This window comes from Mycoplasma sp. 125, from assembly GCF_051549845.1.
Taxonomy (GTDB): Bacteria; Bacillota_I; Bacilli_A; order Mycoplasmatales; family Metamycoplasmataceae; genus Metamycoplasma.
Window position 1 is genome coordinate 578,954 of sequence record NZ_CP196079.1, and the last position, 25,446, is coordinate 604,399.

The window sequence follows — 25,446 nt, forward strand, 5'->3', positions numbered from 1 at the left end:
TATTTTTTTAGCTAAATCCTAATAGAAATCTTCAGGATCAATTTTATCAAGTCCAGACCACGATGAATTCGAACGTTTATTATTTAATTTCATAAATTTACCATAACCGCCTTCTTTTAAAGTTAGTAAGATATATTCTTTTTTAGAAATCTCATATGCTTGTCCGGCCTCGCTAATTTTATATTTAAATCTAGTTAAATTGCCCTTTTCTTTATCATTATAACCAGAACTAGTAATTAAATAAGTAATTGATTCAGGACCATAATTACTATCATCAAAGTAAGCTCATGACTTGACAAATCAAAAACCAGATTCGCTTACTGCATAATTAGTAAATTGACGACGATCAATATCTTTTGTAAAATAGCTTTGCATACCTGAAAATTTAGAGCTTAAAAACGGAATGGCCGAAATATTAGTTCCTTCCTGAATCTCTCATAATAACGAACGAACACCTGTATATAAATTAATTTTTCTTTGACTCACATCACGTTGAGCAATATCTGTTTCACGCCCAAATGTTTCAAAAAGAATATAATCAATCGCCACCTTAAAACGATATAACGCCTGCCATTCAGGTGTCTTAGATCTGACTTTAAAACTACTATCTTGAGTTTTTTGATTCTTATAATATTCAATACTTAACATTTTAAAGATTTCATTAATCAATGACAGTGCATCAAGGTCGGGAGAAATATTATCTGGATCATCATTTTGAATGTTGCTCGTTGAAGTCGAATTGCTTAATTGTCCAATACTTACAAAATCAAGTAGAGTATTAATATTAGTACGCTTTGTTGGATCGGGATTCATATTAATGTTTCGCAAACCATTATATAAAACCGAATCCTTTAAATTACTTTTTCCAAATAATAGATTTATAAGCTTAATCAAGCGAGCACCATTAATAGCCTTAGTTTCACCAACAAAAGAAGCAATAATCTTAAGATCATTAAATGAAAATCCGGCCTTAATTTTTTCAATGGCATCAAGGAGTCATTTGACTGGTTCAAATATTGAAAAATTTTTACTATAGCCAACAATATGATCGATAGTTCTCTTAACAACTTTTCGTTTATAAAAATCAGTTTCGATTAATTCTTTAAAAATAGCGCTAATTAATTCTTTGATAAATGAAATGTCTTCGGCTGTAACATTTTCCAATTTTAAATAATTTAATACATGACCAATAACAATCTTCATTAAATCATCGTCTTCAACAACTGCTTCCAGCACTTTTGTTACATTATCTTTTAATTTTTGTGAAACTTTTTCTAATGTTTTAGTTACTATTTCGCCAATATTTGTTGCTTGGACTTTTGGTTTTGTTAGAAAATCAGATATAACATCGCTAATTAACGTTTTTAAAATTGGTTTGTCTGCAAATTTATCAACTATAGTTTGCAATTCGGACTTAGGTATTAAATCTTGTTTTATTTCTTGCCATTTTATCTTTTTAATTTGGTCTTTAAAGATTGTATGAACAACCTCGATTATTGCTTCCTTGCCAACAGCTTCGCTAGAATCAAGAGAACCATTCAAGCCAGTTAATACATTGAATATTGTGCCTTCAATATTCTTTAAAAACTCTTTTTGTTCATCAGAAATAACTGGATTTAGCACATTTTGAGTGTTATTAGATATTGTATGTTGGTTGTTTATTTGATTAGTCAATTTTGGTATATTTCTTTCCAAATAATGATATAAAGAACTAAATTCTTTAACTAACTGTTCTTTTGATATGTTATTTCCAATAAGTGATTTAAACATATCCTCTATATTTCGGGATGTAAATAAAGCCTTTCAATCGATTTTCTTTAACCCTGAAATTATTTTTGATATCAATATATTTTGATCAAAATGGCCCTTTGGGTCAATAATATCAATGTCAACAAGACTCACAAAAAGCTTACTTATTATGTCTGATACAATATTTTTATTACCTAGATTTTTAATAATTCTGGTACCCAAGTTAGCAATATTTTCAAACTCGTCGCTAGTTGAATCAAATTTTAATTCTGAATGAATTGCATTCAACACAAATTTAACTAAACTATTAATATACGCTTCATCAGAAGTGGCATTAGAAACAATTTTTTTAATAAAGTCACTGATCGAAGACTTATTTAGGTTCAAAAGTTTCTTAATTAATTCATTTATATTATGAATATTCTCTAATGATTTTTGGTCTAAGGAAATTAGTGTATTAATAAAGTTAGTTATAAGGTCCTTAGTATCTTCCTTATCAAAGATAAATTCAATAATCTTTTCTTTTGTTTTGTCAGCAAAATCTTGAGCGTTTGAGTCAACTTTTAAAATAAGATTTGTTAAAAAGTCTAATTTAGTTTTTACATACTCTTTTATTTTTGGAGATTTACGTATCTTTTGAACTAGACTAGGAATTTCTTTTTTGATAGACTCGCGATCAGAGGCATTTAAAATTGAAAATCCAACTTTAATTAATCTAAAAATATCATTTATATTTATCTTAATTCCCTCTTTTTTATTGAACTCAACAATTGTTTTATTCTTTGATTTTTCCTGCAAAGTAACAGATGGAGTAGTAAAAAGCAACTCTAGCTTATCAAAATTATTTATAACTAAAAGAATAATATTAGCTAAGTCATGCGAGTCTAATCCTGATAAGAATTGGTCTAACTTATCTATGTTTATTTTATTAAATATGCTAATAAGGTCGAACGCACTATTAAAGTTATATTTCTCAAAATTGAATTGATATTGGTTAATATTTTTAACTAATAATTTAATAACAGATTTAGTTATAGCGTTGCTTATATTAAGATCTGGGAGGAAATTAATTGCCTTGTTAAATATTGCTTTTAGCGATTCTTTTTGGCCGTTTTTAAATTCAATGCCATTAAGTTTTTCGGCAACAAATTCAACTAAGAAATTAGCAATTGATTGCTTTAATTGTTCGCTTTCTTTTGATAATAAAATATCATTTAGAATTAAGTCTACCTTTTTAATTATCCAATCCTCGTTAACTATGAAGAAATTCTTAAATCAGCCTTCAAAAGAATCTACATTCTTTAGGACATCCTCAAGCAATAATTTTTCAATAATTTCATTGATATTTTGCGAAACAAGATCATTATATTTTAGATTAATAAGATCTTTCGTGTCTTTAATTATTGAAGTAAGAGCTCCTTTTGAATGTTCTCCTAAATTTAAATTAGATAAATTTATATTATCAAACATATTATTAATCAATTGTTTAGGATTAATATTTTTTAAAATAAATTCTAAAAACTCTTTTTTGCCTAACAATACTTTTAAAGTTTCTACAAGTTTTTTTTCACCTAGTGCTTTCTTGTCTTGTTTTATAATTAAAAGATCAAAAATTTGTTCTATATTTTTCTTATTAAAACTAAATGTTTGTTTAAGGGCGTCGCTCAATTTTTTTTGAAAATCAATATAACTTGATGTATCTGCTAATTCGCTGAGTTTTTCTTCCAAATTCTTCTTTAATTTATGGATTAAAGGATTATTTGGAATAGATTTTAATAATGATTTTAGGTAATTAAGTACTATTAGATCTTCATTGCCACTAAATTTTATGTTTACTTGTTGTTTTACTAAACTAATTAGATATCTGGCAATCACATCCAACAATTCCTCATCACCCAATATACGGTCTAAATTGGTTTTAATGAAATTTAATAAATTATTTGTTTTAACATTTTTAAATAATTTAATCACAAGTTTATTTGCATCTAAAACTATCGGTTTGTCATCGGCAAATAAACTATTTAAAATTAAAACTAAACCTTGTTTATTTTCTTCGTTTAATAAAAGGCTATATGACTTGTTAATAAGTAGACTAGCTAATAGTGAATAATCTCCTTTATTATTTAATATTTCCTTAATAACTGTCTGATTGCCATTTTTAAGAGATTTAGATAGTAAATCAGATAAGAATTTCTTAAAACCTTCATTTTCTTTTAGATCGTAGATAGCATCAACTAAATAAGGTATTAATTCCTTCTTATTTTCAGAAGAAAGTTTGTTCAAGATCTTTTGAACTATACCTAAAATTTTTTCAACATTAATGTTTGGAATAGTTTTTTTAGTTGGTTCTTGCAATGAAGATGCTGTAGATTCATCATTTGTTGACTTCTCGTTCAAAGCAAAAAGATGCACAGCATTCAGAAGAAGAGTTTTTAATAATGTTTTTAGCTCATCTTTTGATATCTTGTTAATAAAGAAATCCTCAGATGCTTCAACAATTTTTATAATATCTAAATCATCAATAAAGTCAACAATTTTTGCTCAGTCATATTTATTAAAATCAATACCAAATTTCTTGATATTTGAAGTCATTGTATTTAATAAACTTTCGACCAATGGGCCAAATATTTTTTTATCCTTAACAAAGGCAATTGCTTTTTTGACTATCGATTTGATGTTTCCTTGTTCATTAACACTTAATTTTGTGTAATTAATTTGAGTAGAAATTAAATAAACAACTATATCAACAGTTTTTTGCTCGCTTTGTTGATTAACCAAAATAACATTGTTTATTATGTCTAAAATAAATTCCTTCAAAAATTCCTTATTTTCATTAATTAATAAGAAAAATAATTCATTTAAATTTTTTACATTTTTAATTTTTTCATTTGAAACTGAATTTTTAATTAATTCCTTAATTTTTGGATTTATCTTGTCATCTCATTTTTTAATTATTAATGCCAATACATTATTTAATAACCCTTTAACATCATCTCTAACATTTTGGGGCAGCTTTGCAAAATCAATCTTTTTAGGGATATCCGCAACAATTTTTTTAAGATTTAGCTTGTCAAGAATAAAATCAACATTATTTTCATTTTTTAAAAATATTGATAAAACATTAATAAATTTGTTAAATCCATCTTTTTCTTTTGTATTCTTTAGGCTTAAAAAATCAAGAAACATTTGTATTGCACCGGGGTTTGTTGATTCAATCAAAAGATTGCTTAATTCTTCTTTTAGATATAAACCCAGCTTATCAAAAGTGTCGATTTTTGATATATCAATTTTTTTAGTTATCTTCTTAAAATTATCAATAAAGTGTTTAAATAAGTTTGAATCCTTAATGTTTCTTAAAATGCTTTGTATATAAGTTTCGATCAGCTCTTTTTCAACATTGGTTAGTTTTACATTTAACGATGAATTAATGTATGAGGTAAGAACATTCACTAATAATTTAGTATTTTCCTTACTCGATATTTGTTGCAATAAAGTCTCTACTAATGTTATCAATCCATTTTCTTGTACTCTTTTTAAGGTTGAAACAACAAAAGCAAATAGTGAACTTTTGTCATATAGCTTACCATTATCAACAATGTCATTTACCAAAAATTTTAGCTTATCAATAATTATCTTATTATTAACTGATTTATATAATGAAGAATAACTAGACTTTACAAACTCTTCTATATTATTAAATTCGGGATTTGCTGATAGTATTTGTTTCTCATAACCTTGTTTTTTAATGAAATTAATTAATGGATGTATAACAACATAGTCCCCAAGTCTATCTAAAATTTGGTTAAATAAGCTACCCTTTGCAGTGATATCGTCAATCAATAATGAAAATAAGTCTTTTATATAGTTCTTACCTGTTATATTCAAAATGTTATCAGAATTATTTGCAATATTTCTAAGCAATGTAAGCATAGCTTCTCTTGTTTGATCATCAAGCAGGTTACTTATATTATTTGAATTTATTATATTTTCCGCTTGCGCTAATCCAACTCCGAGATATTTTATTCCATTATAGTATTTATTAAGATCAATATTAGGCGTTCTAGGAACATTGCTAATTAGAGCAAAAAAGACACGATTATTTTTATTGGCATCCTTTGTATTAAATAGCAACCCCTTAACAAATGCTTTAATAAATGAATGTGTATCTAACAACTTATTATCTTTGTATGAATCGAGTGTAGTTTCTACAAAAAGATCAAGAAGTTCGTATGAATACTTAAAATCCTTTAGATTTTCCACTGTTGTTTGAATGAAATATTTAATGTCATCAAGTCTTTCTTGTGGCACTCTATAAACATTTTTTAAGGAGGTTGCAATCTTATCAATAATCTTTTTTAGAGATCCCTTATCTTTGGTTAATCAATCAACAATTGCTTGAAATAGAGAAATAATTTCTTTCTTAGAGTCCCTCAAAATATCATTTATAAAACCATCAAAATTAGTATTAGCAAAATATAATTCGCTTTTGCTTAATAAATTATCCACTGCCTTATTAACAAGATTATCAAATTTTACAACTATATTTTTATCCATTGTTTTCTTATCTCATAATGGCAATAGCTCTTGTGGAAATAGTTGCTTAATAGATTTGTTTGAAAATAATATTTTAATTAATGAAGCTAAATTTTGTCTAATAAAAACCTTATTTTCGATTTTAGATAAATAGTTAGAATTTAATACTGATTTTAAGATTAAGTATATGCTGTTTTTATCTTGAAATTCTTGCGTAAGAATTTTCCTAATTTCAGATGTTAAAGTATTTTGAGGGGATTTTTTTGCCAATAATTGCGAAACCTTGATATTTGCCTTATTAAGAAAGTGTTGAACATAAACTGAATCAAACAGCTGTTCAAATAATGAAACTATTAATTTATTTTTATGCTTAGATATCAATGAATTTATTAATTCATTAAATCATGTTTTTGCCTCTTTATCATTAATGCCAATAATTGAAAGAACGTTATCAATAAAAGTTTTAAGTTGTTCATTATTTAGCATTTTTATTTTACTACTAAATTCAGCCAAAACAGTTTGAGCAAAAACATTGCTTGATTCAGAAGCAATAAGACTACTATTTTTTGAATTTTTTTCAAATGGATACGGTTTCTTAAATGTATCTACATTATTTCCAACTACTCCAAAAATTAATGATTTAATTGTTGTTGCTTTTTTTATAAATGAAATTGCTTTATTGTGATTTGAAAATTCATTGTTGTTGAATAATGAATTATATTCTGTAATATTTGTAGACATTTTTGCAAATATGTCTTGCGCAAGTTTTTTATAACCGTTGACACTTGGAAAGATACTTAAATAATCAGTCGAAAATTGTTCAGCATTTTCATAAATGCTATTTTCAGATGAAAAACTATAATAGTTTAAACTCTCACTGTCGGCGATATTGCTAATTGTTTTATTCAATAAATCTGTTGTTGTTTTCAAAACGTTATTTTGAAAATTACCTTGAATATTGATAGTATGAATTAAAGGCGCACTATATCCAATTAGATTGATATTTATATTAGGATTTATTTGCTTTATTTCCCTAACTATCTCTGTATAATTTTTTGACAATTGTGCAATTCTTGCTGAAATAATTTTATTATAGCCTACAATAAATTGATTTTCTTCTTTTTTATCTTTAAATTGTCTTAATACTAATGACAAAATTTCATCTTTCTTAAAGATATCATTAAATCCTAATGAAATGGTTATAAAATTTGATTCTTTAATATTACTAATAACCTTTTCACTATTCAAATTAGCATTATACAAACCTAATTTTTTATTTAGATTTATTACCTCATTAAATTCATTTAAATTGCTAGTATTGGTTGGTTTTAATAAATGCAATCAAGCATCAGTAGTAGAATAAGATAAACCCAGATTTTCATATCTATTTAATATTGTTTCATCATCATTGATTAGCGAGATTGAATTAGCTAAATATGAGGCATATGAAATTCCGTATACTTCATTATCTTCTTTGCTAAAAAAGTTATTACTATGAGCATTAAAACTATTATTATTTCCAGCCGCATAATCATCACCGATGGCAACATAATTTATTTTTCCGCTAACTGGTTTTTGAATATTTTTCTTTTGAATTTTAGGTTTTGCTTGATCTGGTGCTTTTTTATTATCACAAGAAATAGAAGTAATTGGGATTACTAATCCAAGTGATAAACCAGCAGTTATTTTAGTAACTTTTTTAATCATTTCTTTCGTTTTCATGCGAAACCTCCTAACCAATCGATACATCTTCATAGATATATTGATAGTATTCTGGTGCTTTTCTTCCTCGACCAAATATTTTGATAGTCTGAGGAATACCAAATTGTCCAATTATCATGATAAAAATAAGACTTAATTTGCCAGCAATATGCAAGTTGTGTGAATTTGAAGATAGTCCTGTTGTCAAACCAGTATTGCCAAAAGCTGAGCATGCTTCAAATGTTGCAAAAATAATTGGATAATTAACATCACCAATTTGTTTAGTTTGAGTCGGAAGAGTTGAATAACTAACAATTGATACAATAAATATCAAGACAATAGATAGAGTAAAAACATTGACTGCTTTAATAAGAGTTTCCTTACCAATTTGTCTCTTAAAGGCGTTAATTCTACTGCGACCAGTCATCATTGTAACTATGCTTAGAAAAATAACTGCTATTGTTGTATTTCGAATACCACCTGCAGTTGAAACTGGTGAAAAGCCGATAAACATAAGGATGCTATGTAATAAAACGGTTGAGTGTGTAAAATTATAGTAATTTACAGTTGAAAAACCAGCAGATCTAGTTGAACTAACTTGAAAGTATATAGCGAATAGTTTGTCGCCCACAGTTCCATATTCCTTTTGATATCAAAAAGTAGTTTCTGATTTAGAACTATATTCCAATATAACACTTATGCTAAAACCTAATACAGTAGTAATTAGATAAGTTATTATTGTAAATTTAGTGAATAAATTAAATCTATGATGTGGTTGGTCTAACTTGACTGATTGAATTTTTTTTCATATATCATAGATCACCGGGAAGCCTATTCCGCCAATCAAAAAGGTTATTATTGTCACTATTTGAAAAGCATAATCATTATAAAAAGGTTGTAAACTCTTATTTCCAAACAAGTCAAATCCCGCATTATTTATTGAGCTAATCGCATGAAAAATTCCATACTTTAATGATTGAAGAAAGTTATTATATGGTATCTCATTAGCCTTCAAAACGACTTTATTATTAAACAATAAAGGGCTAGTTTCTTTTAACTCTTGTGTTATAAAATTTGAATTTGGTCTCAAATATAAAAGCATTGTAAAGATAAATGAAGCAACAGCAGTTGTAATAATTAAGAACGAAATTGCTATCTTAATCATCTTTCTTGTTTCACTAACAGTTATAGAACCTCTTTCTGTTTGAGAAACCATATTGCTAAAGATGTTAGATCTCAAACCCAATATAGATTGAAAAATGTAAATCTTAAATGTAAATATTCCAATTCCGCCAACAACCATACTTAAGGCAATCAAAAACTGGCCAAAGGTATTAAATGTATCGGATGTGACTAATGGCGTTAGCCCGGTGTCGCTAAATGCTGATGAAGATACGAAAAGTGCATCTATATATTTAACTGGTTCCTTTATATCGGCCTTATGGGATATGTTTCAGAATAACAAAAGTGACATAAGAATAGTAAATAAGATATATATTATAAAAATATATCTTACCACCCCAAGCTTACGTAAAAATCTTAGGAAAATATTAGTTTTTTTAGGTATATGATGCTTTTTTATCATTGCTATATTATATAGCAAAAGGTAAAAAAATATATTTTTGGTGAAATTGACTAAAAAAATTTAAATGTTAAAATTTAAAAAGGCAACTTAAATTTAAAAGAAAAATTTAATAATTTATATCTGCAGACAACTAGATTGAATAGTTCAATCATTTGCTAGGGTTATCTTTTTGAAATTACTTTACTTTATTTAAATATAAAAGTCTTAAAATTTATTAGTATATGATTTTGTAATCATCAAAATAGTTTAGGAGAAAATATGAAACTTTTTAAAAAGGCAAGGGAAATTTGTGTAATCGGCATTGGCCGTTTTGGTCAAGCGGTTGTAAGAAAACTTCTTTTAGATAGAACGAACAATATTCGATTAGTACTAATTGACCAAGATGAAAAACACCTTCTACCATTTAAAGATGAAGTTGAAAACATTTACGTCGCTGATTGTGCTGATAAAAAAACTCTTGAATCAATTAATGTTAAGGAATTTGATGTCGTTATCGTTGCGACATCAGACAACATTGAAATTGTTGCAGCGCTAGCAGAAATAGGTGTGCAAACAGTAATTGCAAGAGCATCAAATTCTCGTCATTCACGTGTTTTAAAACAAATTGGTGTCAAGTGAATCGTTTCTCCAGAAGAAGAAGCAGGAACAAAAACAGCTATCCTAGTTTCAGATAATGCTTTGACAAATTTTTCGGAATGTATTACTGAAATTCAAGATGGGTTTGTTAGCTCAAAAGTCGGGATTAAAAATCATGAAATAATTGGCAAGAAAATTAGAGAAACAGAATTTAGAAGCAAATACTCCGTATCAGTTTCATTAATTCAAAGAGGCGAAAGTTGATTTCTTCCTAGCGGCGACTTTGAAATAGAAAATGGTGACCTAATTACGTTTATTGGTAAACTTGAAGATATTATAAGAGTGACGGAATTTTGTACCAAATCAAAATAATCTAAATAAAATAAGGAGAAAATATAAAAATATGTCAGAAATTAATTTTGAATTAATTAACAAGTTTGAAGAAAATTATGAAAATAATATAAATAACAAAATTATTGAATCAGCCATTTTTAAAAATGGATTAAAACAAAGCTCAATAAACAATGAGGCAATAAAAAAACATAATTTTGTTTTTTCTCATGAAACAAAAGTAGGGAATATTACTAATCAAAAAGCATCAGGAAGATGTTGAATTTTTGCTGGCTTAAACTCTATTAGAACTAAACTAATGGAAGAATTTAATGTTGAATCATTAGAACTTTCACAAAACTATATTCATTTCTTTGATAAATTAGAAAAGGCAAATTTCTACTTAAATTGAATTGAAAATGAAGGACTAAAATTAGAGAATGAAGATCGCCTATTTAGATATTTTAATACTAACCCAGTTTCAGATGGTGGCTATTGAGATTTCTTTACAAATCTTATTAAGAAATATGGAATTGTAACAAAAGATGCAATGAATGAATCATTCAGTTCTGAAGCCACGAGTGAAATGGTAGAACAAATTAATTGAAGATTAAAGGCTTATACTGCTAAGATTAGACAAACATTTTTGCAAACAAATGATTTAAATAAAGTTTCTTTACTAAAAGAAAAAGCACTAGAAGATGTTTATAACATTTTAGTAAAATCATTAGGTAAACCACCAAAGGAATTCAAATTCGAATATATGAATAAGGATAAAAAATATGTATCATTAGATAAAATGACGCCAGTTGAGTTTTATCAAAAATACCTAAGCAAACATATTGAAACAAAAATCACTCTTGTATCTGATCCGAGAAATAAGTTTCCACATAATTCTGTCATCCAAGCCCCTCTATGCAATAATATGGTTGGCGGTACTCCCTTAACAATGATTAATATTGATATCGAGATAATGAAAAAAGTTATGATTAATCAAATTAAAGCAGGGGACCCAGTATGATTTGGATGCGATGTTTCTACATTTGGAAATAGAGAGGGCATCCTAGATTCCGAACTTTACAATTTTGATCTAACACTAACAAAAACGCCAGACTTCTCAAAAGCTGAAAAATTCGAATCAAGAGCTTCAGTAATTGCTCATGCAATGAATATGGTAGGAGTAAACCTAGATTCCCAAGGAAAAGCAATTAATTGAAAGGTAGAAAATAGTTGAGGAAGCGATCGAGGATCAAAAGGTTTTTGATCAATGAGTGACCAATGATTTACTGATTATAATTACATGGCTATTGTTGATAAGAAATATTTAGATAAAGAAATAATTGAATCATTTAATAAACCTATTTTTACGATTTCTCCATTTGATCCACTATGTGATGAATAATTAATAGCAAAATACCAGTTTAATAGCTTGGTATTTTTTTCCTTTTATAATCATAATATTTATTAATTAAATTATAATTAATAATTATTTATTAAGGAGTTTTATGATTTCAATTGATATGGCTAAAATTAATAGGTTTATAAATATATCCACCAACGCCATTAAAAAAATTTTACACCCAATTGAAATTGAAGAATATTTAAAAATCAGCGACTCTAAAAAACCAATATTTTTAGCAACCAGATGAGCATTAAAAGAGTGCATATTCAAAATTGACAATTCAATATTTAGTTTTAAAAACATACTAATCAAAAAAACGAATGCTGGAAGATATACATATGCCAATTACCAATTATCTACAACTAGTGAAGATGGTTATGTTGTTGCTGTTGCATTTAAATCCTAAAAAATAAAACAAGGAGAAAAACTTATGACACTAAAAACAAGAAAATTTCTTAGATTTATTCCTTTACTACACAACTTTGTGAGACTTTTGGCAAAAGCAAAAAGAAATAGAGCAATGCCAGATTATTATAAAGACGTGGAAAAACAACATTTTATCCACAAATATAGTTCAAATATTTTGCGACACCTGAATGTCGAGGTTGAAGTTGAAGGATTTGAAAATATTCCAAGTGGGCCTTGTTTCTTAACGCCTAATCATTCAACTTATCTAGATCCTTTAATTATTGCTTCAGCTTTATGAAACCATGGTAATGGCGAAAGAAAATCAAAACCAATGACATTTGTTGCTAGAGAGGAAGCTAAACAAAAGAAATCAATTTACAAAATTAGTCAACTAATTAGCACCTTTTACATAAATACACAAAAGCCAAAGGAAGCGTTAGCAATTCTAAGAGATTTTGGGCAATATGTTAAAAAACACCAAACTTGTGGTGTTATTTTCCCTGAAGGAACTAGAACAAGAGATGGCAAGATAGCTCATTTTAATAGTGGTGTATTTCTAACAGCTCAATCAACCTACATTCCCCTTGTACCAGTAACAATAAATAATGCAGCTAATGCTCTTGATAATAAAAGACAAGGAAAGCTTGTTGTTAAGGTAATTTTTCACCCTTCAATAAAACCTCAGCAATTTCAAACACTAGATAAAAAAGATTTTGCTAACTGAGTTAAAAATATTGTTTCAAGCAAATATCAAGATCAAAATATCTCATCAGATGAAACCATAAAAAATACTTTTACGAAAAGAAAATAGAGAATAACCAATATTATGAACCATACAAACACACCAAAATCAGGTAAGTTATCTTCAGAAGATGACAAAAAAATAAACACAAGTACCGAAAGCGATAAACATATTTTTAAACTTTCTAATTTTGATGGTCCACTTGACCTTTTAGTAACACTAATAAGAGAAAAGAATATTAGTATTTTTGAGGTAGATTTAATTGAATTGACTGCTCAATATTTGGAAATTATTAAACACATAGAAAGTTATGAAATTGATCTTGCATCAGAATATTTAGTTATGGCTGCAACACTAGTTCAATTAAAAGCAAGGATGTTATTACAAGACCCAGAAGCAGAAGAAGAAATCAAACAAGAAAAGAAAAGATTGCTTGAACAAATTGCGGAATATGAAAAGTTTAAGGAAATTTCCTCAATATTAAAAAAACAAGAAGAACAAAGACAAAACTTGTTTTCAAAAGAACCAGAAGAAACCGAGGGATTTGTTAAAGAAGTTGATTCAACAATTCTTGATGGACATTCTAATAGCTCGAAGTTAGTTATAACATTAAGAAAAATGTTTGAACGAACATATTCGGAATTAATTAGAAATATTACTATATCAACAGTTGCTGTAAATCCTGAGGAACAAAAAAAGAGAATAATCAGTCTTTTTGTTAATAAAAATGAGGTTATGTTTAATGAGATTTTTAATGTACCAACAATAGGCCATTTTGTCATAACAATGTTGGCCGTTTTGGATCTTGCAAGACAACAAATTGTTATTTTAGAGCAAGATGTTGATGAAGGTATTATCAAATTTAAAAAAGGAATAGAATATGAAGAATAAAATAATTGAAGCACTACTATTCGTTCAAGGAAGTGAAGGATTAAGTTCGGAACAAGTGAAAGATATTTTTAAATTAAACACCATCCAAGAAGGCAGAAAAATATTAAGAGATTTCAAGACTTTTTTTAATAACCAAGATCATGGTATTAAGGTTTATGAATTCAATGATGTTTATAAATTTCTTACAGTTGAGGCTGTAAAGGAATATATATCTGAACTAGTTACAATTGTCAAGAAACAAAGACTTTCAAATGCAGCTATTGAAGTAGCTGGAATTGTTGCATATAAACAACCAGTAACTCGTTCAATGATTTCAAACATTAGAGGTGTTGTTAGTGACGGAATTGTTGCGAGTTTATTAGAAAAAGGAATTATTGAGGAGGTAGGTGTAGCTCAAACCCCAGGTAATCCCATCATTTATGGAATAACTAACAAATTTTATGATTATTTTAAAATTAAAACACTAGCTGAACTTCCTCCTTTTCCTGAATTTAGCCGCTACTCGAATATCGAAGAAGAAATGGCTGATGAAAATTTTGACTTATTTGATTCTCAAAGAGTCGACGCATCCAATAATGAATTATTTGTAGAGGAAACATATAATGAATAAATTTAGAGCAAAAAAAGATGATGTGGATCGTATTCTTTATAAATACATATTAAAAGTATGTGACAATATCCCGAAATCACGAATTGAAAAAATTTTCCGTGAAAAAGACATAAGAGTAAATGGAGTTAAAACTAACGATAAGCAATATAAATTACAGTTAGACGATGAAATTATTGTTTATGGAATTTCTGAAATTCAAAAACCAAAAAAGAGAAATACTGCAAATATTAATTTTAAAGTTATATATGAGGATAAAAATATTTTAATTGTTGATAAAGCAATAAACATCGCAATGCATTCAGAAGAAAATTGCCTAGATGACCAAGTTCATAAATATCTAAATTTTAAAAAAACTTCTTCTTTTGTACCGGCATCAATCGGCAGAATTGATAAAAAAACTAGTGGTTTAGTGGTATATGCAAAGAACTATAAAACCTTAGTAGTTTTTGATGAGTATCAAAAATATTTTGAAAAAATTTATCAATTTGTTGCAGACTTTAACGAAGAAAAGCTTGACATAACTGTACGCCTTGAAAAAGATATTAAAAATGAAAAAATGCGAGTAAATCCAGATTTTGGAATAAAAGCTAGAACCATCTTCTTCAAGGAAGGAAACCGTAGTTACGCTCAAATTGTTACAGGAAAAAAGCACCAAATCAGGGCTACTCTTGAATATCTAAAATCTCCAATTTTGGGAGATACTAAATATGGTGGAAAAAAAGCAAAAAGATTATATTTGCATTCATATTCAATAAAATTTCAAAATTTACCTGATGAATTTAATGAATATAATAATCAAATTTTTATATCTCAACCGCGTTGATAAAAAGGACCAAAAATGAACGATGAAGAACTAAAAACAATAGCAAATAATTTATTACTAGACCCATCTGATGAAGTTATTAATATGGCCAAAAAATTATTAGACTCAATTAACCAATCGCTAACTGATCTTGATGAAATAAATCTAGTCAATATAAAACCGTTATCGCATATCAATGAATCTAAAATTTCTTTTAATGACTTAAGAGACGACGAAATATGCGATTGCACTAAAATCGACAAAGAAAAACTTCTTAAAAACGCATATAATAGCAATGAAGATCTAGTTATTATGAAAAGAGTTGTTCATGAAGAATAAAAATATTCAAAATATAATTGATAAATTATTACAAGATGATAATAATGCTATATCCTACATTTTCAAAGATGCTAAATTAAATGATAGTAGTCTTCCACTATCCAATACAATATACACAATAAAGGATAACTATGCTGACATAAATGTTGAATGTAAAGCCTCGAGCTTGTTTTTGTGCAATTTCAGACCTGGATATAAAGCTAGTGTTATTAAATTGCTCGAAGAAAATGGGTCAACATGTGTTGCTAGAACAAATCTTGATGAATTCGGTCTCGGGGGATCGGGGGAGTATTCTGCCTTTGGTTTAATAAAAAATCCTTTAAATAAAGAATATCTAGTTGGTGGATCATCGTCAGGTGCTGCTGCCACTTTTAGTAAAGATATTGACTTTGCAATTGGCTCAGATACCGGAGACTCCGTAAGAAAACCTGCTTCAAATATCGGCGAGATTGGATTTAAACCGTCATATGGAGCAATAAGTAGATATGGACTTTTTGCATTTGCCTCTTCATTAGATACTGTGGCTTATTTTACACACAACATTAAGGACCTAATAAAATTATCATCAATATTGTACAAGCAAGATCTAAAAAATGATTTAACTTCAATTGATCTTAGCTTTAAATATGATGAGATTAAGGAAGAAAAGCCAAAATCTATTGCCTATTTAGATTGTTTTGATAAACTTAATCCAGAAATTGCTAAATCATACAAAAACTTTCTTAATGTGATGGAAAAAGATGGAATTAAACTAATTAAAATTAAAGAAAATATAAAGCTTCTTAACTCAATAGATGTAGTTTACAAAATAATCGCCTTTTCAGAAGCATCTTCAAATCTCGCCAATCTTACTGGTGTTTCCTTCGGATTAAGAGAAGAAGGCAAGGATTGGATTGATACATTCAAAAAAACCAGATCAAAATATCTGGGCAAAATGGTTCAATCACGTCTAATTCTAGGATCTTTTTTTCTCAAAGCCAATAATCAAATTAGATACTTTGTAAAAGCCAAAAAGATGCGAAGAGTCTTGGTTGAATATTTTGAAAATATTCATAACACAGCTGATGTTTTTGTTTATCCTGCCTCTAATGATGTTGCTCCCAATATTAAAAATGGATCAAAATATAAATCATATTTAGATTTTATTTTAACTTATGCAAATCTAGTTGGGAATCCATCATTAACAATGAAACTTGGTATTGATTTAAAAAACCATTTACCATTCAATATTGCTTTTGATACAAAAAGAAATAATGACAAAAAGTTATTTAGCCAAGCATTATATTTTGAAAAAAAACTAGGAGAAATAAATGGATAAAAATTGAGAATTAGTTATTGGTATTGAAATACATATTGAACTTAATACAAAAACTAAAATGTTTTCATCACAACCTAATCTTTATACATCCAACCCTAATATTTATGTATCGCACATTGATTTAGCATATCCTGGTTCATTACCGATCGTAAATAAACAAGCCATCATGAAGGCAATAAAATTAGCAAAAGCTTTAAATATGGAAATCGACCATAATATTCGTTTTGATAGAAAAAACTATTTTTATCCAGATTTAACAAAAGGCTACCAAATTACACAACAATTTAATCCAATTGGCAAAAATGGAAAAATAAAAATTAAAGTCAATAATGAATGAAAAGATATTGAGATTGAGAGAATTCACCTAGAGGAAGATACAGCTAAATCTCTTCATGAAGGCAATCAAACCTTACTAAACTACAATCGTTCAGGTGTTCCGTTAATCGAGATTGTCTCTAATCCAGTTCTTCATAGTGCTAAAGAAGCGGTTGCATATGTTGATGCAATAAGAAAAATCGTGCTAGCTCTTGACATTTCCGATGCCAAAATGAATGAAGGCAGCTTAAGAGTTGACTTAAATATTTCTGTTAGAAAAAAAGGAACTAATGACCTAAACACAAGAGTTGAAGTAAAAAATTTAAACTCAATTTCTAATATTGAAAGAGCAATAGAATATGAATATAATTGGCAAACATCATGTTATGAAAGCGGCCAAACTTTCTCGCAACAAACAAAAAGATTTGATGAATCTAAACTAAAAACTATAACAATGCGTTCAAAATCTGACTCAATTGATTATAAATATTTTCCAGACCCCAATATCCCTTGTATCGAACTAAAACCAGAATTTGTTGATAGCATTACCATTGAAGAACTACCATATGAAAGAGAAATGCGTTATCTAAAATATGGGTTAAATAATGTTCAAATTATGCAATTAATTGAAAATATGGAATATGCAAGTTTCATTGATATGCTCAACACAACAGATTTTAAGAAGAGCGTGAATATTTTCTTTGCCGAAATCGTTTCATTTCTAAATCAGAATAATTTGTCATTATCAAAGCTAAAACTAAATATTGATGTTATGTCAAAAATCATTCAATATGCAATAGATGAAAAAATACAAAAGACCAGCATAAAAACCATCCTAAGTATTTTAATTAATCAAAACGAAAACAATGATATTGATGAAATAATTAAACAAAATAACCTTTTCATTGAACACAAGGAAATTTCATTAACAGATATTATTAAAGAAATTTTAAATGAATTCCCAACTTTAAACAAAGAATTTGAAATAAATTTCAACAGAGCTTCAAAATTTATGCTTGGCCAAGTAATGAAAAAAACTGCTGGGAAAGCAAATGCAATTGAGCTAAGCCAAATAATTAAGGATCTTTATGAAAAAAAGGAATAAAAACTTACTCCAGACCGGTTGAAATAATGATAAAAACCAAGAAAAAAAACTAAATAATAATGCTAATTCTATTTCAGCAAAACAAGTAATAAAAAATAAAAATAAACAAAACTTTTTTGAAAAGGCTTTAAAGGCGATTATATACGGGATTCTCTTTGTTGCTATTCCAAATTACTTGCGAAGTTCGAAAGTAAAAGGAAAAGAAATAGTTAGATCGACATATGCTAAAATAAACTCAAATGAATTTGCCTTTGTTCCAACAGGATACGCAATGTACCTTTTTCTTTCATTTATACCGACTCTAGGTTTAGTTATAGGAATTATTGGAGCAATAAATTCTCAGTTAGAGATTGTTATCAAAGTCACAATTCTAGGCCAGCTAATTCCCGGTATTGAAAACGTTATTCCGGCATTTTCAGAAATTTGAAGTAGCCCAGGCGGAATTGCTGCATTTATTTTTCTTACCATATCTATATTGTGAATATCATCAAAGGGCTATAGCAAATTTATTTGATCATTTGATGCTCTATACGAACAAAAAACTTCATCCTCAATGTGGAGAACACGAATCAAGGGATTTATAACAAGCATAATTATCACAGTATTACTCGTAGTTTTTTTATTAGTTACATCAGCTTTTCTTAACTTTATATTAAAGAATGTGTTTAGTATTAATGTTGATCACACAACAACACTTAAAATGTTACCCTGAGAATTTCAACTTATTTTTTGAATTCCAACAGTTTTATTTTTACCCATAATAACATATGTAGCATTTTTATTTTTCTTTAAATTTGCACCTAACTTTAAACTAAAATTTTCACATGTAAATCCCGGCGCACTAATAGTAACAGTGCCAACTACCCTATACATTTTAATTTTTGGATCTCTAACCTCAGTATTTGATTATAAGAAATTTGGTGTTGTCGCATCATTTATGTATATCATTTTATTACTAAGTGTTATGTCGTATTTTATCTACACTGGCGTAATAGTTAATTCTAGCTTTTATAAAACTTTTATTAATTTACCCATTCTCGAGAAAAATAAGTGATTTTCAAGAAAATATTAGCAAAGCATAACCATACTTTATAAGTAGTTTCAGAATATAATAATATAATTATTATTAAAAAGATAGCGAAGGAAAAGCATGAATTCAAAGTTACCAGGCGGCTTGAGTCATTATATTAGATGGCTAAGATCACAAACAAATATTTCATTCAAAAAATGAAACCCAAAGAGAATTGCCTTTGTGGGTGTTTTAATTGCCATCTCTGTTGTTTTCTTTCTAATTTCAGTAAGAATTTTACCAATTAGCGCCCTACCATCATTTAAATTTGGTTTTATAGGACTACCAATAAAAATTACAGGTTTTATTTTCGGACCGTTTGTCGGAATGATCACAGGAGTATTGGCAGATTTCATTTCATTTGCTCTAGTTCCTACATATTATAGTTTCTTATATACTATTGCAGTGGCTATTGCCGGATTTATTCCAGGAATAGCATCATATTACTTTTTTAACATAAATGAACTTTTCTTTTCAAGAAACTACCGAATATATAAATATAAACAAATTGTAGAATTTTTTAAAATTCAGTTTGCTGAAGCACTTGCAAAAGGAAATTCTGAAGATTTACAATATTTTTCAGAAAAAATTGCATTCTATGAAGTTAAAATCATTATTTTAGAGAACAAGCCAAGACCTACGGCAATGATGAATTTCTCATTTATTTCTACTTTAGTGCTATTATCCTTGCAAATTTTAATCATTGTAACTATATTTTCTAAACTTGACAATTCAATATTCGAACACAATCGTTTTGTTAAAAATAAAACATTTTATATTCTACTAACGACATCTGGTTTTATTGGAATGATTTTATTTGTTGTTATATATCGCCTTTTTGTGAGAAAAAAATACCAAACGTTCCTTGAGGTTATGGCTATTATTTCATTTAGTGCTCTACTAGAACTGGCAAACACCGTGTTACTCGCATGAGCCGATACTCAAACATTAAAAACTGATTTTTGAGTTAATTTTACTGGTCAAACATTAACGGGTCCTGTTAAGATTTTCTTTAATCTAGCTGTCATACTTGCAACATATAGAGTTGTTGCATCACTAGTTAAAACAAAGGAAGGTGACAGATTCTAATGAATAAGAAAAAAATTACTGGTTTTAGAGTTCAAGAACTAAAAAAAATAAATAAGATCAAAAAAAACAATTATTACTCATTCGAATATCTTATTAATGATTTAAATTTTAAGCTTTCTAAAAGCAGTATTTTAGGCATTATTGCTGATAATATTCAATCTAAAAAAAACATTTTCAATCTCTTGATAGATAGAGATAATAAAATCAAGGATTTTCAAGGATTTATCGAATTTAAACAAGATGATGAAAATTTCTATATGATAGATTCAAACCAAAATTTCCGTGATAATCTTGCATATGGCTTTGAAAGCGATGAGCTATTTGAAACAAAATCAGAAGAAACTGTTTTTGCTTATCTAAAAAACTATATAAAAGAAAATAAAGTTACTAGCTCATTTAATAATATCTTTAAAAATAGTTGAAAAGATGTCTACCAAGATTCGAGATACCATTTTAGATTAGAATACTCTAAAACAAATTACCAACTTCAATACTCATTAGAACCATTAGTAAATGAATTAAAATTAATACTCTCAAAAAATAATGCGCAAAATCTTAATAAATTAAATCAAAATGACCAAATTTTACTAATGCAAAATCTCTCAGGCATTATTCATAATATCGCAAAAAATATACAAAATCATGAGCAATCTTTCTTTACATATATAGAGCAAACAATAAAGAACTATGTTTCTGGAAAGTCGTTAATGCAATATAATGAATATAAAGAAGCCAAAACTAATTATCTTGAAATATGTTCCAAAAAAGACATAAACTCAAATCATGGTTTTAAAAGTAAATTACTAACTAAGATAAAAAAAATAATAGACAAATTAAAAGAAAAAAAACAAGTTAAAAAGGAAAATAATAAATATTTTTCTAGATTAAGAAAAAGCTTCAGCAGTGAAATTCTTTTAAATAAATTTCATTTAAAAACAAATCTTAAAATTGATTCTTTTAATCACTATTATGGTAGATATTATATTAATAAAATAATACAGCGTTTTTTAACAAAACATTTCTTTCTAATTTCGCTTCTAAATCGCACTTCCCTACTTTCGTTTATTGATGATTTATATGATTTGAGAAAAAATATAATCAATGAAATTAGTTTATTAGGAACTTACTGAACTAGAACACAATTAAAAAAGCAAATAAAATTAATTGCTAATTCAATGATAACCAACAATTTTAGTTCATTTATCGAAAGATTTAAATCGCTAAAGAATAAAAAAAATCACTCCCCAAGCTTATTACTTGTAGGCAAAGAAGACAATAATGAGAAAACTAGTGATTATATTGATATTTCAACAATCAAGGAATACGAGTATAAGTTTGAAGAAAAACAGGCAGAATTTCATTGAAATGTTGAAAATATCGGTAAAAGTATTAGGGATGAAACAAAAAATTACAATTCGAAATTAGCAAATGTTTTTCAAAATAATATAGAAAATGCTAAAAAAATATTTAAAAATATAAAAGAATTATTAACCAACCTCCACTCATTAAATAAAATTGAATTTGAAGAAGATTTTAATCAAGAATTAACCTTTTTGAATCCTTTTTTAAGAGCATTTTTTAATCTAAAAGAATTAAACTTCTTACTTAATAATCTTTTTAATCAGTTTCTAATCTATAAAAGAATTTTTGAAACAAGCGACGCTGAAGAAGCAATGAAAAGAATTATTTTTAAATCCAATATTTATAGAATCCTTTTAAATGCAAACCTTTCGTTGGACAAACTTACTATGAAATTGTCTTATCTTTCTAAGGATGAAAAAATTGCTCTTGAGCTAAGTAAAATTTTAATCAACAATCCAAGCTTAATTGTAATCGGAAACAACATTGATAAAATTGATGCTAAAAACCAAATCGAAGTACTTAATAAAATAAATGAATACATTCTTGAAAATGAAGCTATCGGGATTTACTTATTAAGTGATATAAAAACGGCCAGCAAGTTAACAACAGATTTGCAAATAATGATAAACTCGCGAATTATTGAGAGAGGTAAAACAAACATTGTTGTAGACAACCCGATAAATCCAGTTGTTAAAAAAATGTTAGACAAAAAAGATGATTACCTATTATCTAACTATGAAGAATTTATTGATAATATTAATGAAATTGAAAATATTTTTGAATATGAAATTGAACCAGATCATTATATAAGTTGCAAGTGAAATCAATTATCTAAATGAATAAACAAAGATAACACTCAGAATAAAAAAATAAGAGATATTTTTTCATTTGATCGCTCATTAAATAAGAATGAAAAAGCTATTAAGGATAAAAGAAATTACGATGAGGAGAAAATTATTGATTTCAGTATACAAAACATTGCTACAAATTTAGGAGATAACATGGATAAGAATTTTAATCACAAACTCGTTGAACAAGGACGCCATCAAAAGTGAATAGATATGAAAACCTTTTCAACACATGATATCAAAAAACCTCCTTTTACAATAATTTTGCCGCCTCCAAATGTAACTGGAAAGCTTCATATCGGGCACGCCTTAGATACATATATTCAAGATACAATTATTAGATATAAAAAAATAAAGGGATTTGATGTTATGTGAGTGGCTGGTAAAGACCATGCAGGCATCGCAACACAAGCCGTTGTTGAAAAAAGATTATCAGAGAGCGGAAGAAATAAATATCAACTAGGACGAGAAAAATTTATTAAAGAGATTTGAAAATGAAAAGATGAATATTCGCAAAACATTAACGACCAATGAGCAAAACTTGGATTAGCACTTGATTATAATAGCGAACGATTTACTCTTGATAAGGATGCATCGGAAGCGGTTGCAAAAGTCTTTATTGATATGTATAATAAAGGATTGATTTATCGTGATACAAAAGCAATTCTGTGGGATCCAAAGCTAAAAACCGCATTATCTAATATTGAGGTAATACCCACTGAAACTAATCAAAAAATGTATTACATTAAATATCCATTTAAAAATGATAAGAATAATTACTTGCTTGTAGCTACTACCCGTGTTGAAACAATGTTTTCCGATGTTGCAATTGCTTTAAATCCAAATGATGAACGTTTTAATTCACTAAAAAATAAAACAGTAATTCATCCATTAACCAAAAAAGAAATTCCAATTATTAGTTCAGAAAATATTGATCCCAATTTTGGGACAGGGGCGATGAAAGTTTCAGCTCATGCTATTGATGACATTGAAATTATCAAAAACTATGGTCTTAGCATCAACGAGTGTATTAACGATGATGGTTTAATGAACTCATTAGCGAAGGAGTTTCAGGGGTTAGACCGTTTCGAAGCAAGAATAAAAATTGCACAATATCTTGAAACAAAAGGTTTTATTTACAAGACAGAAAATATTATTTCAAATATTGGTTATAGTGAAAGAACCAAAGAACCAATCGAAATATTAGTAAAACCACAATGATTTGTGAAAATGAATTCACTTTCAGAACAACTTCTAAAAAATCTAGATTCTATGGAAGGTGTAAAAATAATACCTAAACGATTTAAGGATAATCTAGTCAAATGAATGGAAAATGTTCATGATTGAACAATTAGCAGACAAATTTGGTGAGGTCATAGAATTCCGGTATGATACAAAGGCAACGAAATTAAAGTACAAACTGAAAAACCTGGTAATGAATGAATTCAAGATAGCGATGTTTTAGACACTTGATTTAGCTCAGCATTAGCGCCTTTTGTATTTTTGGGCTGACCACAATCATCAGAAAAATTAAAAAGATACTTTCCTACAAGTTTATTAGTAACAGGATATGATATTATCTTCTTTTGAGTATCAAGAATGTATTTTCAAAGCTTAGAATTTATGGACAAGATACCATTTAAAGAGGTTTTATTACATGGGTTAGTAAGGGATTCGCACGGACGCAAAATGTCTAAATCACTTGGCAATGGTATTGACCCAATTAAGGTTATTGACGAATATGGATCAGATGTTTTGAGAATGTCTTTAATATTTAATTGCACACCTGGATTAGATATTAATTTTGGAGATGAAAAAATTCAAAGCGCAAGGTTATTTATTAATAAAATTTGAAACATTGGTCGCCTAATAAAAAATATTCCTATTAATATTAAAAGCGAGTTGCAATATGAAAAATTAGACAATTTCGATAAATGAATATTACTAGAATTTTTAAAAATGACATCTAAAATTGATGAAGCAATGAAAAACTATGAATTCACCGTTGTTTATAAACATATTCAAGAATTTATGATCAATAAATTTTCATCATGATATTTAGAGTTTTTAAAATTCAAAAAAAATGATTATTTTATTCATTATTTATTTAGAGAAATCTTAATAATGCTTCAACCATATATGCCTTTTGTTACAGATTATTTGTTTCAAGAAATATACAACGAGGAGCTTTGAGATAATGCACTTGCCAACTACACGATTGAAGATACATTTAATTCAAATGAAATAAACAACCTAATCGAACTAATTACCACGTTTAGAAAATATCGTGAAGAAAAACAAATATCTAAAAACATTACATTAAACTACTTTATCGAAAACTTCGATATTTCTGAAAATCAACAACTAATAATCTTTAAATTGTCAAATTTTGTTATTGGCGAAAATAATGACTTGTCTATCCAAACCTCCTTTGCCAAGGTTTTCATTAAACAAAGCAAAGAAGACAAGGAAAACGAAATTATTGAACTTAAAAAGTTAATTGAAAAAACGAAAAAAGAAATAGAATTTAATAAAACTTTTATTAATAACCCAAACTTTATGAAAAATGCTAGTGAGGATAAAATTAAAGAAAAACAAGAAAAACTATCACTACACCAAAGAAATTTAGAAGTATATGAAGAAGAATTAACCAAGAAGGATAACTCATAATA

15 protein-coding genes are annotated in these 25,446 nt (G+C 27.6%); 13 read left to right on the plus strand and 2 right to left on the minus strand.

Annotated features, from left to right (window positions below; all coding sequences use genetic code 4):
* Window positions 1–18 precede the first annotated feature (18 nt).
* The gene (locus tag ACSH4Z_RS02470; RefSeq protein WP_438340404.1) at window positions 19–8,004 is read right to left on the minus strand and encodes a hypothetical protein; all 7,986 of its coding nucleotides are present in this window, start codon (window positions 8,002–8,004) and stop codon (window positions 19–21) included.
* A gap of 10 nt (window positions 8,005–8,014) precedes the next feature.
* On the minus strand, window positions 8,015–9,457 hold the full coding sequence (locus ACSH4Z_RS02475) for a TrkH family potassium uptake protein (RefSeq protein ID WP_438340405.1): 1,443 nt from the start codon (window positions 9,455–9,457) through the stop codon (window positions 8,015–8,017).
* Between the two features lie 369 nt (window positions 9,458–9,826).
* Here ACSH4Z_RS02475 and ACSH4Z_RS02480 point away from each other — a divergent pair, with 369 nt between their 5' ends.
* From ACSH4Z_RS02480 to ACSH4Z_RS02540, 13 genes are all read left to right on the plus strand, one after another.
* Window positions 9,827–10,516, plus strand: a complete 690-nt coding sequence (locus ACSH4Z_RS02480; protein WP_438340406.1) for a potassium channel family protein — start codon at window positions 9,827–9,829, stop codon at window positions 10,514–10,516.
* Window positions 10,517–10,547: 31 nt separating this feature from the next.
* Window positions 10,548–11,876 carry a C1 family peptidase gene (locus tag ACSH4Z_RS02485; RefSeq protein WP_438340407.1) on the plus strand — a complete coding sequence of 443 codons (1,329 nt, stop codon included), beginning with the start codon at window positions 10,548–10,550 and terminating at the stop codon, window positions 11,874–11,876.
* Window positions 11,877–11,979: 103 nt separating this feature from the next.
* On the plus strand, window positions 11,980–12,282 hold the full coding sequence (locus tag ACSH4Z_RS02490; protein ID WP_438340408.1) for a 4'-phosphopantetheinyl transferase superfamily protein: 303 nt from the start codon (window positions 11,980–11,982) through the stop codon (window positions 12,280–12,282).
* Between the two features lie 24 nt (window positions 12,283–12,306).
* Window positions 12,307–13,095, plus strand: a complete 789-nt coding sequence (locus ACSH4Z_RS02495) for a lysophospholipid acyltransferase family protein (RefSeq protein WP_438340409.1) — start codon at window positions 12,307–12,309, stop codon at window positions 13,093–13,095.
* Window positions 13,096–13,110: 15 nt separating this feature from the next.
* Window positions 13,111–13,917, plus strand: coding sequence for a segregation/condensation protein A (locus tag ACSH4Z_RS02500; protein ID WP_438340410.1), 807 nt, complete (start codon window positions 13,111–13,113; stop codon window positions 13,915–13,917).
* Window positions 13,907–14,527, plus strand: coding sequence for an SMC-Scp complex subunit ScpB (scpB, locus tag ACSH4Z_RS02505; RefSeq protein ID WP_438340411.1), 621 nt, complete (start codon window positions 13,907–13,909; stop codon window positions 14,525–14,527). The genes ACSH4Z_RS02500 and scpB overlap by 11 nt, the downstream gene beginning before the upstream one ends.
* On the plus strand, window positions 14,520–15,353 hold the full coding sequence (locus ACSH4Z_RS02510; protein ID WP_438340412.1) for a pseudouridine synthase family protein: 834 nt from the start codon (window positions 14,520–14,522) through the stop codon (window positions 15,351–15,353). The genes scpB and ACSH4Z_RS02510 overlap by 8 nt, the downstream gene beginning before the upstream one ends.
* 12 nt (window positions 15,354–15,365) lie before the next feature.
* On the plus strand, window positions 15,366–15,668 hold the full coding sequence (locus ACSH4Z_RS02515) for an Asp-tRNA(Asn)/Glu-tRNA(Gln) amidotransferase subunit GatC (RefSeq protein ID WP_438340413.1): 303 nt from the start codon (window positions 15,366–15,368) through the stop codon (window positions 15,666–15,668).
* Window positions 15,658–16,986, plus strand: a complete 1,329-nt coding sequence (locus ACSH4Z_RS02520; protein WP_438340414.1) for an amidase family protein — start codon at window positions 15,658–15,660, stop codon at window positions 16,984–16,986. The genes ACSH4Z_RS02515 and ACSH4Z_RS02520 overlap by 11 nt, the downstream gene beginning before the upstream one ends.
* A complete protein-coding gene (gatB, locus tag ACSH4Z_RS02525; protein WP_438340415.1) occupies window positions 16,979–18,406 on the plus strand; it encodes an Asp-tRNA(Asn)/Glu-tRNA(Gln) amidotransferase subunit GatB in 1,428 nt (475 codons plus the stop codon). The genes ACSH4Z_RS02520 and gatB overlap by 8 nt, the downstream gene beginning before the upstream one ends.
* Window positions 18,390–19,478 carry a YihY/virulence factor BrkB family protein gene (locus ACSH4Z_RS02530; protein ID WP_438340416.1) on the plus strand — a complete coding sequence of 363 codons (1,089 nt, stop codon included), beginning with the start codon at window positions 18,390–18,392 and terminating at the stop codon, window positions 19,476–19,478. Before gatB ends, ACSH4Z_RS02530 begins: the two co-directional genes overlap by 17 nt.
* A 78-nt stretch (window positions 19,479–19,556) precedes the next feature.
* Window positions 19,557–20,564, plus strand: coding sequence for a hypothetical protein (locus tag ACSH4Z_RS02535; protein WP_438340417.1), 1,008 nt, complete (start codon window positions 19,557–19,559; stop codon window positions 20,562–20,564).
* Window positions 20,564–25,444, plus strand: coding sequence for a valine--tRNA ligase (locus ACSH4Z_RS02540; RefSeq protein WP_438340418.1), 4,881 nt, complete (start codon window positions 20,564–20,566; stop codon window positions 25,442–25,444). Before ACSH4Z_RS02535 ends, ACSH4Z_RS02540 begins: the two co-directional genes overlap by 1 nt.
* The last annotated feature ends 2 nt before the right edge of the window (window positions 25,445–25,446 follow it).